11 protein-coding genes and 3 pseudogenes are annotated in these 10564 nt (G+C 62.3%); 13 read left to right on the top strand and 1 reads right to left on the bottom strand.

The genetic code is table 11. The features are described 5' to 3' along the window. The 13 genes and pseudogenes from ACY693_RS08330 to ACY693_RS08270 all read left to right on the top strand — a co-directional run. A partial coding sequence (locus ACY693_RS08330) for an SAM hydrolase/SAM-dependent halogenase family protein (RefSeq protein WP_462321363.1) occupies window positions 1-591 on the top strand: 591 nt, incomplete at its 5' end. Window positions 592-663: 72 nt separating this feature from the next. Further along, the gene (pip, locus tag ACY693_RS08325) at window positions 664-1650 is read left to right on the top strand and encodes a prolyl aminopeptidase (RefSeq protein ID WP_462321362.1); all 987 of its coding nucleotides are present in this window, start codon (window positions 664-666) and stop codon (window positions 1648-1650) included. Between the two features lie 9 nt (window positions 1651-1659). Beyond that, window positions 1660-2097 (top strand): D-aminoacyl-tRNA deacylase, encoded by a 438-nt coding sequence (dtd, locus tag ACY693_RS08320; RefSeq protein WP_462321361.1) that lies wholly within the window; start codon window positions 1660-1662, stop codon window positions 2095-2097. Between the two features lie 63 nt (window positions 2098-2160). Further along, on the top strand, window positions 2161-2772 hold the full coding sequence (gene hisB, locus ACY693_RS08315; protein WP_462321360.1) for an imidazoleglycerol-phosphate dehydratase HisB: 612 nt from the start codon (window positions 2161-2163) through the stop codon (window positions 2770-2772). 247 nt (window positions 2773-3019) lie between these two features. After that, on the top strand, window positions 3020-3766 hold the full coding sequence (gene hisA / locus ACY693_RS08310) for a 1-(5-phosphoribosyl)-5-[(5-phosphoribosylamino)methylideneamino]imidazole-4-carboxamide isomerase (RefSeq protein ID WP_462321359.1): 747 nt from the start codon (window positions 3020-3022) through the stop codon (window positions 3764-3766). Between the two features lie 72 nt (window positions 3767-3838). Then, a complete protein-coding gene (locus ACY693_RS08305) occupies window positions 3839-4156 on the top strand; it encodes a phosphoribosyl-ATP diphosphatase (protein WP_462321358.1) in 318 nt (105 codons plus the stop codon). A gap of 278 nt (window positions 4157-4434) precedes the next feature. Then, window positions 4435-4707, top strand: coding sequence for a twin-arginine translocase TatA/TatE family subunit (gene tatA / locus ACY693_RS08300; RefSeq protein WP_462321357.1), 273 nt, complete (start codon window positions 4435-4437; stop codon window positions 4705-4707). Between the two features lie 82 nt (window positions 4708-4789). Beyond that, complete coding sequence (gene tatB / locus ACY693_RS08295; protein ID WP_462321356.1) at window positions 4790-5179, top strand: Sec-independent protein translocase protein TatB; 390 nt, start codon at window positions 4790-4792, stop codon at window positions 5177-5179. 10 nt (window positions 5180-5189) lie between these two features. Next, window positions 5190-6449, top strand: a complete 1260-nt coding sequence (gene tatC / locus ACY693_RS08290) for a twin-arginine translocase subunit TatC (protein ID WP_462321355.1) — start codon at window positions 5190-5192, stop codon at window positions 6447-6449. A 67-nt stretch (window positions 6450-6516) separates the two neighbouring features. Then, on the top strand, window positions 6517-7485 hold the full coding sequence (locus ACY693_RS08285; RefSeq protein WP_462321354.1) for a LysR family transcriptional regulator: 969 nt from the start codon (window positions 6517-6519) through the stop codon (window positions 7483-7485). A 109-nt stretch (window positions 7486-7594) separates the two neighbouring features. Then, window positions 7595-7948, top strand: a pseudogene (locus ACY693_RS08280) (dCTP deaminase); the annotation flags it as partial. Between the two features lie 9 nt (window positions 7949-7957). Continuing rightward, a pseudogene (locus ACY693_RS08275) lies at window positions 7958-8701 on the top strand (dCTP deaminase domain-containing protein); the annotation flags it as partial. Next, window positions 8702-8926: pseudogene (locus ACY693_RS08270) on the top strand (dCTP deaminase); the annotation flags it as partial. Window positions 8927-8998: 72 nt separating this feature from the next. On the opposite strand, the gene ACY693_RS08265 reads toward ACY693_RS08270, so the two are convergent. Beyond that, window positions 8999-10564 (bottom strand): glycosyltransferase family 39 protein (locus tag ACY693_RS08265; protein WP_462321353.1); only part of this gene is annotated, 1566 nt, incomplete at its 5' end.

Raw genomic sequence — 10564 nt, 5'->3', positions numbered from 1 at the left:
GCCGCCTATCTGTTGTTTGGCCTGCAGGCGGGCATGCCGTCAGGAACCGTCTATTGCTGCGTCGTCGACCCTGGGGTTGGCACCGACCGGGACGTGATCATGGCCGAGTGCGGCCAAGACCTGTGGCTAGCCCCAGACAACGGGCTGCTCCTGCCCTTGCTGCGCCGCTATCCAGACGCATCCCTCTACCGGATCAAGTGGCGTCCGCAGCAGTTGTCCGCGAGCTTTCACGGTCGCGACCTGTTTGTGCCGGTCGCGGCGACTGTGGCAGCCGGGCAGCTACCTGATGCAGAGCCGATCGACCCCAGCGTGTTGGTCGGCGCCGATTGGCCGGATCAGCGCGCCTGCATCTGCTATGTTGACGCCTTTGGAAACCTGATGACCGGGCTGCGCGCCGACGACCTACCCGCGGATCAGCAGCTACAGGCCGGTGCGCATCGTTTGCAGGCGGCGCGGACCTTTGCCGATGTCGCGGTTGGTGAGGCGTTCTGGTATCGCAATGCCTTCGGTCTCGTCGAGCTCGCAGTCAACCAGGGGCGCGCCGATACCTGTCTGGGCCTGGAGCTGGGTGAGCCGGTATCGCTGCTGTAAGACTCGATCCGACGTTGAATTCGCCGTTCCGTCCTCAACCTGGTCAAGCGCCACGAACAACAGACCCTGAACGTGCAAGACAGTCCCCACAGCCTATACCCCCCGATCGAGCCTTTCGCTGCAACGCGCCTTGCGGTCGGCAAGGGCCATGAGCTGTACCTGGAGCAGGCTGGCAATCCCGATGGCATCCCGGCTGTATTCCTCCACGGCGGACCCGGTGCCGGCTGTGGTCCATCGCATCGGCGGTTCTTCGACCCGGAACGCTATCGGATCATCCTCTTTGATCAGCGTGGCTGTGGACGCTCGACGCCGCATGCCAGCATCGACGAGAACACCACCTGGGATCTGATCGCTGACATCGAGCGCATCCGAGAGCACTTAGGCATCGAGCGCTGGCTGGTGTTCGGCGGCTCCTGGGGCTCGACTCTGGCGCTCGCCTATGCTGAGACCCATCCCGAGCGTGCCAGCGCCTTGGTGTTGCGGGGGATCTTCCTGTGTCGTCCAGAGGAGATCGCCTGGTTCTACCAGCAGGGTGCGAGCTGGGTGTTCCCCGATCATTGGCGGGATTTCATGGCGCCAATCCCTGAAGCGGAGCAAGCCGATCTGCTCCATGCTTACCACCGGCGGCTGACCGGAAGCGATGAGTTAGCGCGACTGACCGCCGCCAAGGCCTGGTCGATCTGGGAGGGCCGCTGTGCAACCCTGCTGCCAGACCCGGATATTCGTCGCACCTTTAGCGACGAGCGGCTGGCGCTCAGTCTGGCACGGATCGAATGCCACTATTTTGTCAACCAGGCCTTCCTGAGACCGAATCAGTTATTGGAGCAGGCGGACAGGCTTGCGGACATCCCCGGCGTCATCGTCCATGGCCGCTACGATCTGATTTGCCCCCTGCGCTCGGCCTGGGAGCTGGCCGCGGCCTGGCCGCGAGCCTCGCTTGAGGTGATCCCCGATGCCGGCCACGCCGCCTTTGAGCCAGGCATTGCGCGCGCACTGGTGTCGGCCACGGATCGACTGGCTGCGGAGCTTGGACTCGAGCGCGGCAGCGGCTCATATTGAGGCAGGGCGATGATCGGCTTGCTGCAACGCGTGCGCTCGGCTCGGGTTGAGGTCGATGGAGCCGTGATCGGCGCGATCGATGCGGGGCTGCTGGTGTTGGTCGGGGTGCAAAAGGGTGACAACGAAGGCCGTGCCGAGCGTTTGCTCGACCGGCTGCTCGGTTATCGAGTCTTCGCCGACGAGACAGGCCGCATGGGCCTGAGTCTGGCTGACACCGCGGGTGGGCTGCTGCTGGTGCCTCAGTTCACCTTGGCCGCCGACACCAAGAAGGGCACGCGTGCAAGCTTTACCAGCGCTGCAGCACCAGCCGAGGGCGAGCGCCTGTTTCAGCTGCTGCTCGAGCGCGCGCGCGAGCGCTATCACCAGGTCGCGAGCGGGCGTTTCGGCGCCGATATGCAGGTGAGTCTGACCAACGACGGCCCGGTCACCTTCTGGCTGGAGTCTTAAGCCCAAGCTATACTGTACGGCTGCCGCCGCGCCTTCCACGTCCTTGAGAGAGCCTGAGGTCTGATGACGGTTACCGAGTCCCATCAACATCGTATCGCCGAGATCGAGCGCAACACCCTCGAGACTCAGGTGCGTGTCAGCCTGGATCTGGATGGCACGGGACGGACGCAATTTGAGACTGGCGTGCCCTTCCTGGAGCACATGCTTGATCAGATTGCCCGCCATGGCATGATCGATCTCGAGGTGCAGGCCAAGGGCGACTTACAGATCGACGCGCATCATACAGTCGAGGATATCGGCATCACGCTCGGTCAGGCGCTTGCCAAGGCGCTGGGCAACAAGGCCGGCATTCGCCGCTATGGTCACGCCTATGTGCCCTTGGATGAGGCCTTGTCGCGGGTGGTGATCGATCTTTCCGGACGGCCAATGTTGACCTACGAGGTGGGCTACACAAGGGCTCTGATCGGAAGCTTTGATGTCGACCTGTTGCGCGAGTTCTTTCAGGGCCTGGTCAACCATGCAGCGATGACGCTGCAGATCGACAATCTACGCGGCATCAACGCGCACCATCAGGCCGAGACCATCTTCAAGGCGTTTGGCCGTGCGCTGCGCATGGCCGTAGAGCCCGATCCGCGCATGACTGGCATCACGCCCTCGACCAAGGGCAGCCTCTGAGGTCGGCTCGGAGCCCTGCGTCCAGATCGAGCGATGGTGGTGTCCCAACGGCGCTCCATCTTCAGCTGGCTTAGGTCCATCGTGCAGGGCATGTCTTGATGCATCCGCTGTTGCCTGAGTCTGGCCCACACCTGGGCCAAACCTGGCTTGCCCCGGACTTGATCCTAGGCGCTGTTGCAGCCGTCAAGTCGCTCGCGATGCCGGCCTGCATTCGCATCCACCTCAATTGCCCATTGGAGGGTCTTCGATGCTGTTGATTCCCGCTATCGACCTCAAGGATGGCCGCTGCGTGCGGTTGCGCCAGGGGCGGATGGACGACGAAACGGTCTTTTCCGATGATCCCGTTGAGGTCGCTCGGCGTTGGGTTGAGGCCGGTGCCAAACGTCTGCACCTGGTCGATCTCAACGGCGCCTTTGCCGGTGAGCCGGTCAAGGGCGATGCGATTCGCGCCATCGCTGCTGCCTGTCCGGATCTACCGATCCAGGTCGGTGGTGGCATCCGTGACGAGCAGACCATCGGCGCCTACCTCGAGGCCGGGGTGCACTGGTGCATCATTGGCACCCAGGCCGTGAAAGAACCGGCGTTGGTCGCGCGCGCCTGTGCGACCTTTCCTGGGCACATCATCGTCGGGCTGGATGCCAAGGACGGTCAGGTTGCCATCAACGGCTGGGCCGAGGTGACTGAGCATCGGGTCGAGACCCTCTCGCAACGCTTTGAGAACGACGGCGTCGAGGCCATCGTCTATACCGACATCGGTCGTGACGGCATGCTGACTGGCCCGAACATCGACGCCACCCGGGCCTTGGCCGATGCGATCCGGATTCCGGTGATCGCCTCAGGTGGGATCACCCATCTCGATGACCTGCGTGCGTTGGCGGCGGTTGCCGGGCCGGGCATCATCGGCGCGATTACAGGCCGCGCCATCTATGAAGGCACCCTCGACTTTGCTGAAGGGCAACGCGTGGCCGCGAACGCCACCGAGGACCGCCGCTGAGAACTGAGTGCTCTTTGAGGCGATATTTTTTCGCGGATGGGTCACAAGGGCCGGAGAAAGTGGGAGAGAACTGTGTCCAATGTGCTGAATCGACTCGCTGAGGTGTTGGAGGCGCGGAAGGGCGCTGACCCCAGTACCTCCTATGTCGCCAAGCTCTACGATAAAGGGCTGGATGCCATCCTGAAGAAGATCGGTGAGGAAGCGACCGAGACCGTGATGGCTGCCAAAGACGGTGATCCGCAGAAGCTGGTCTCCGAGCTCGCCGATCTCTGGTTCCACTCGCTGGTGCTGATGGCCGATCAAGGCTTGCACCCGGATGCGGTTTTGGCGGAGCTGGATCGGCGCTTCGGCCTCTCTGGACTCGACGAGAAGGCGTCGAGGCCGGACTAGGGCTAGGTGGGCGTCTCGCCGCACCTGGCTTTATCGCGTGGGCGTCGCTGGGGGCGCGCTGGGGTGAAGCGAGTCGGCCGCTCGCGATGGCTTGACGGATCGCCAGTCGCCGTGATTTATGCACCGCGACATGGCCATGCGGTATAGTTGCGGGTTGCGGTTGGATCGCGAGCTGAATCACAGCCAGTGCGTTGACGCAGTCACTGCCTCAGGCTGGTTAGAACGAACATTTCGGTTGCCCAAGCCGGGCGACCTCAAGACTGCTCCCGGAGGTTTCGATGGGCGTTGGTGGAATCGGTATTTGGCAACTCTTAATCATCCTGCTGATCGTCGTGCTGCTGTTCGGCACCAAGCGATTGAAGAGCATTGGCTCTGATCTCGGCAACGCCGTCAAAGGTTTTCGCTCAGCGATGACCGACGCCGATAAGGGCGCCGACGATGAAGCAGACCCGAAACGGCTCGATGCTGCCAAGTCTGAGCAGGCCTCAGACTCGAGCGGCTCGACGAGCGATGCGGCCTCCTCAAAGCCGGCCGACAAGACGAAGGTCTGAGATGCTCGACGGCAGGCTGAGCAATCGAGCGCGCCAATCGCGTCAACAATCGCTTTAACAGGATTAGCGCAGGACGGAGCACATGTTCGATGTGGGTGCGTTAGAGCTGCTGGTCATCAGCGTCGTCGCCTTGATCGTGGTCGGTCCTGAGCGGCTGCCGAAGCTGGCACGTACCGCGGGACTCTGGGTCGGTCGGGCGCGGCGTGCCTTCTCCTCAGTGAAAGAGGAGATCGACCGCGAGATCAAGGCAGAAGAGCTCAAGGAGATCCTGCGCAAGCAGGCCGAGAGCCGACCATTGGATACCATTCTCGAAGAGACTGTGAGCTCGCGACCGGCTGCAAAGACGGGTGCGCCGAGCAGCGCTGAAGCTGCGACTGAAGCTGCGGATGGCAGCGCTCGCCCAGATCGTCGCCCAGATAATCCGTCAGAGAGCAGCTCGCCAATAGCCGAGCCGCCTCAGGATCGGTCATGAGTCGCCTCGGATGACATCGACCGCCTCTCGAGACAAGGCCAAGCAGCCAGGGGCATCGGCACCCGATTCTCTAGGGCCAGATGGCCTGGGTGGTGAGCAGCCGTTCATCTCGCATCTGATCGAGCTGCGCGATCGCCTGATCCGGATGCTCATTGCCATCGCGCTGGTGTTCCTGGTGTTGTTCCCGTTCGCGAACGACATCTACACCTTTGTCGCCGAGCCGATCCGCGCGCAACTGCCGGTCGGCTCGCAGATGATTGCGACCCAGGTCGCCTCGCCCTTCTTGACGCCGTTCAAGCTGACCTTGGTGGTGGCGATCTTCGTCGCCATGCCCTATCTGCTCTATCAATTCTGGGGCTTTGTCGCGCCGGGTCTCTATACCCACGAGAAGCGCCTCGCGCTGCCCCTAGTGAGCTCCAGCATCGCCCTGTTCTACCTCGGGATGCTGTTCGCGTACTACGCGGTGTTTCCGTTGGTGTTTGGGTTCTTCTCGGCGGTGACGCCCGAAGGCGTCGCCCAGATGCCCGATATCGCCTTCTATCTCGAGTTCGTGCTGAAGCTGTTTTTCGCCTTCGGCATCGCCTTCGAGATCCCGATCGCGACCGTCTTACTGGTTGCGATCGGTGCGACGACGCCACAAGCGCTGAAGCAGAAGCGACCCTATGTGATCGTCGGGGTCTTCGTCGCTGGTATGCTGCTGACGCCGCCGGATGTCATCAGCCAGACGCTGCTGGCGTTGCCGATGTGGCTGCTGTTTGAGGCGGGCATCTTCTTCTCAAGGTTCGTCAAGCCTCGGGATGCCGATGATGAAGGCCCTGCGTCACCCGATGTACCCGATGGCGGACCCGTAGGCTCTCCCTCTGGCAGTGCTGCGAGGCGGTCTTCGGAGCCAGAGGATGCTCCGAGCGGCCCTTCATCGATGATGGTTGGTGACGAGATCGACGGCGGTGATCGCAACGAGCCCGGTCGCTATCGGCCAATGACCGATGAGGAGATGGAAGCCGAGCTTGATGCCATCGAGGCCGAGGATCTGGCTGCCTTGGAGTCCGAGTCCAAATCAGCGCCTACAGCGACCCCCGAACCGGCACCAAGTCCGAGCGATGATTCGTCTCAGATCGAGCTGATCGAGACCCTGATCCGCAAAGCGAACCAGCTCCGCGCATCGGGTGAGGTCTCCCATGCCAAGCAGCTGTTGTACCGAGTGCTCGAGGACGGCAACGCAGACCAGCGCGCGGTTGCCCGCAATATCCTGGTTGATCTGGACCGGTGAGCAGTCCTTTAGCGCGACCGCACCCCCGTCGCGGTATCCGGCCGAGGCCTGTTTGGCGGACTCATCGATGACGAGCCGAGGCACCCAGAATCGACTCAAGCAGCTGCGCGCCTTCTGCCATGCCGCGCGTGTTGGCAGCGTCAGTGCCGCCGCGGAGCTGGTCTCGCTCAGTCAGCCGACCGTCTCGTTGCAGATCCAATCGCTCGAGCGGGAGCTGGATACCATCCTGTTCGAGCGCCGCGGCCCAAAGATCCAGCTGACCCCCGAGGGTTCGCTGCTGTTCGAGCTGGCGCAGCCGCTGGTACAGGGCATCGATGGGCTGCAAGAGACCTTCGCGGCGCAGTGCGGCCGGCTGGATCGCGGTCGACTCGATATCGCTGCGGGCGAGTCGACCATACTCTATATCCTGCCCGAGCCGATCCAACGTTTCGCCGAGCAGTATCCGGGTATCGAGCTGCAGCTACACAATGTCACTGGCCGTGATGGTTTGGCGATGGTGCGTGCCGATGAGGTCGATCTGGCCGTGGGCTCGATGCTCGAGGTGCCGGACGACATTCGCTACATCCCCATCGTGACCTATCAGCCGGTGCTGATCACGCCTCTGGGACACCCACTCGCGGAGAAGCCCGAGGTCTCATTACGGGATATCGCCGAGCACGGGCTGATCCTGCCGCCACGCCATCTCAGCACCTGGCGTCTGGTCGACCTTGTGTTTCGGCAACAGGGTCTGAGCTATCAGGTCCGCCTCGAAGCAGGCGGCTGGGAGGTGATCAAGAAGTACGTCACGCTCGGCCTCGGCATCTCCATCGTTACCGATGTCTGCCTCACTGGCGAAGAGCCGCTCGTGCGCCGACCATTGGACGCCTATTTTCCGGCACGCAGCTATGGCCTGGTGCTGCGGCGCGGCAAATTCATGTCGGCGAGCAGCAAACGCTTCCAAGCGCTGATGACTGAGCTGTTCTTGGCTGGCCGCGAGCGTCCTGGCCAGCCGGCCGCGGCAGGCGATGACTCCTTTGAGGATGGGCTGCTCGGTTAATTCTAGAAATCGGCTACGCGTCCCACCGGCGAGCGCCGAACCTGTTGTTTGTATTCGAGTCTGGTTGCTCTGCAACCCGCGCTCACTGTTTTAGTACAACGTCGAGACTATGAGTATCAAATCCGATCGCTGGATTCGTCGCATGGCGAGCGAGCAGGGCATGATCGAGCCTTACATCCCCGGCCAAGTGCGGGAGTCGGAGGGCGGCGGCCGCGTCATCTCCTACGGCACCTCAAGCTACGGCTACGATATCCGCTGTGCCGACGAGTTCAAGATCTTCACCAATATCAACTCGGCCGTCGTCGACCCGAAGAACTTCGACTCCTCGAGCTTCGTCAACCTCAAATCCGACGTCTGTATCATTCCGCCCAACTCCTTTGCCCTCGCGCGCACGGTCGAATACTTCCGTATCCCCCGGAATGTGCTCACGATCTGTCTCGGCAAGAGCACCTATGCCCGTTGTTTTCGCGGCGACACACGCGTTGCGCTGCTCGATGGCTCCACACCGACCTTGGAGGAGATGGCACGGCGCGCCGAGCAAGGGGAGCTGTTCTGGGGCTATAGCATCGGCCAATATGGTCGGGTCATCGCTGCTCTGCTCGATGCGCCGCGCTATATTGGCCGCGATGCCCTGCTAGAGCTGACGCTCGACAACGGTCAGCAGATCCATTGCACGCCCGATCATGAATTCGTCCTGCGCGATGGTCGCATGCTGACAGCTGACGAACTGCGTCCTAACGACTCATTAATGCCTTTATACCGGCATCTTGCTCGTGGTTATGAGATGGTCTATCAACCGTCCAACGGCCATCTGTATCCAACGCATCGGCTTGCCGATGAATGGAACCTGCGCAATGGCCTGTACGAGGATGTGCCAGGAACGCACCGACATCATAAGGACTTCGATCGGCTCAACAATCTGCCCTGGAATATCGAGCGTCTTGCGGCGTCTGACCACATTCGGCTGCACAACGCCGAGAGCTACGGTGACGACTTTGATCCGGATGAGCATAGCAACTGTGATCATTCGGTATTCCGACGTTTTCCAGAAGTCATTGCTGCCTTTCAGGGGAAAGGGGGATCAGCGACAAGGGAGTCAGCGGCTGTGTACAACCACAAGATACAGGGAATTCGCGAAATCAAGGGCGACCACGACGTTTACTGCCTGACAGTGCCAGAGGCCGGCAATTTTGCGCTTGCCGCCGGTGTGTTCGTTAGCAATTGCGGCATCATCGTCAATGTGACGCCCTTGGAGCCCGAGTGGGAGGGCCATGTGACACTCGAGTTCTCGAACACGACGCCATTGCCGGCCAAGGTCTACGCAAACGAAGGCGTGGCGCAGATCCTCTTTCTGGAGTCAGACGAGGTCTGCGAAACCTCGTACAAGGACCGTGGTGGTAAGTATCAGGGGCAGCGCGGCGTGACCCTGCCCAAGCCCTGACCTGAGTAGACGCGGTTGAATCGCCGATCGCCTGTTATCCCACTGGGCTTGATAGCAGCTAATCTATTCCGCTTAGGGTTCTGCTGCGGGTTGGTAGTGATAGAACCGCCAAACATTGGCGGGTTTATCACAACCACCGGCCTCCCAGGCTGCGGGACCATCGACGACCGTGAAGCGCCCATCGGGACAGCTATAGAGGCTGCGGGTCTTGACGTCCTCGAAGCCTGCGATCTGCGGCGGCGAGAACTTGCGCGCCAGGAGCCAGAAGCCGGTTTGCTGTAAGCCGCCGGGGTCGGGTAACGGGGCGATCCGTCCGCGTCCGTACTCCGATGGCCGAGTGATGCCAGGCCATTGACTGACCGCAAGCTGGGGCTGGTAGAAGTTCAGCATGGCTGCGAATTGATAGCGGTCGGCGACGACCGGGACGGGCAAGCGCGCGCTGTACTCAGCCAACTCCTCAAAGCCCTGGCTCTCGCGCAGTGCGCGTGCGGCAGCATCGGGTAAGGGTGGAAAGGCGGTGGCCGCGTTGAGTGCGTAGAGGCTGATCAGCAGCAGGTTACCGGCAGCGGCGATCAGCGACCAGCGGGTGGCCTTGCGACCGAGGCGCTGTCGAAGCAGCAATACGATGAAGGGCGCGGCGCCAATCAGATAGGGCGCTGCCCAGTTCGCCTCGACCTCGCTGCCGAGTGCGACCAGCGCGAACAGGCTCAAGGGGAAAAGGGCTGCTGCACCCAAGAGTGCGACAGCGGCAGGGTCCAGCGCGCTCGTCGCGCGATCGCGCCCTGGCTTAACGCCCTCGAAGTGGTTCCCCAAGCCCCAGATCAAGCGCCAATACCGACGCTGGCCGCTTCCTGCATCGGAAGCTGGAACAGGTTGTTGTGTTGAGTGCTGATCCATGTGCAGGCCAGGAAGCTGACCGCTGCTCGGATCAGGGGGCCGACCTGTCCTCTGATCAGGGCGCTGATTTGCGCAGCGCTTAGGGCGTTGACCAGCGCGCCACAGCGCGATGCCGATCGGCACCAGCAGCAGCCCCCAGAAGAGCAGTTGCTCGCCGAGATAGCCGCCGAGACTGGAGAGCCGCTCGCCCAAGGCCATGGGCTCTGGCGGCTCGTGCGTATAGGCGTGGGCGCCGGTGACGGCGGGCAAAGCATCAGCGGCCAGCCGAATCGGCCCGCTGTCGGTCGAGAAGCCATGGCCAAACTGGAAGCGCAGGGTCAGCCACTCGTTTTGGGCGTTCCAAACCAGATTCGGCGCGAACACCAGCAATGCCAGCAGTCCGCCGAGATAGGGCCAAGGTGTGCGCAGCGCGCGCGGATCAGCGCGCAGCAGCGCCCAGAGGAAGACCGGACCGATCAGCACCATGCTGTACTTGCCGAGCAGCCCCAGCCCAGTCGCGATACCCGCCGTCAGCCAGCGCTTGCGCTGACCCTGAAGCGCGCGCAAGGCCTCGTGCAAGGCGAGCGGCCAGCACAGCAACAGGAGGGTATCCGGCGTGGTGATAACGCCGGCGATCAGACCCGGAATGGTTGTCACTGAGACGATGAGCGCGAGCAGCAAGCCGTTGCCCGTGCTGAGGCCGCTGACGCGATAGAGTCGCCAAGTGACGAGCACCGCAAGGCCACCGAGGATCACGGCACC

Source organism: Halochromatium sp. (assembly GCF_054919635.1).
The sequence above is the reverse complement of the archived record's forward strand: the minus strand, read 5'-3'. Positions and strand labels throughout refer to the sequence as shown.

Coding starts and splice junctions, on each gene's coding strand:
- dtd (WP_462321361.1), top strand. CDS start 1,660: ATGATCGGCTTGCTGCAACGCGTGCGCTCGGCTCGGGTTGAGGTCGAT.
- ACY693_RS08285 (WP_462321354.1), top strand. CDS start 6,517: ATGACGAGCCGAGGCACCCAGAATCGACTCAAGCAGCTGCGCGCCTTC.
- hisA (WP_462321359.1), top strand. CDS start 3,020: ATGCTGTTGATTCCCGCTATCGACCTCAAGGATGGCCGCTGCGTGCGG.
- tatB (WP_462321356.1), top strand. CDS start 4,790: ATGTTCGATGTGGGTGCGTTAGAGCTGCTGGTCATCAGCGTCGTCGCC.
- hisB (WP_462321360.1), top strand. CDS start 2,161: ATGACGGTTACCGAGTCCCATCAACATCGTATCGCCGAGATCGAGCGC.
- tatA (WP_462321357.1), top strand. CDS start 4,435: ATGGGCGTTGGTGGAATCGGTATTTGGCAACTCTTAATCATCCTGCTG.
- tatC (WP_462321355.1), top strand. CDS start 5,190: ATGACATCGACCGCCTCTCGAGACAAGGCCAAGCAGCCAGGGGCATCG.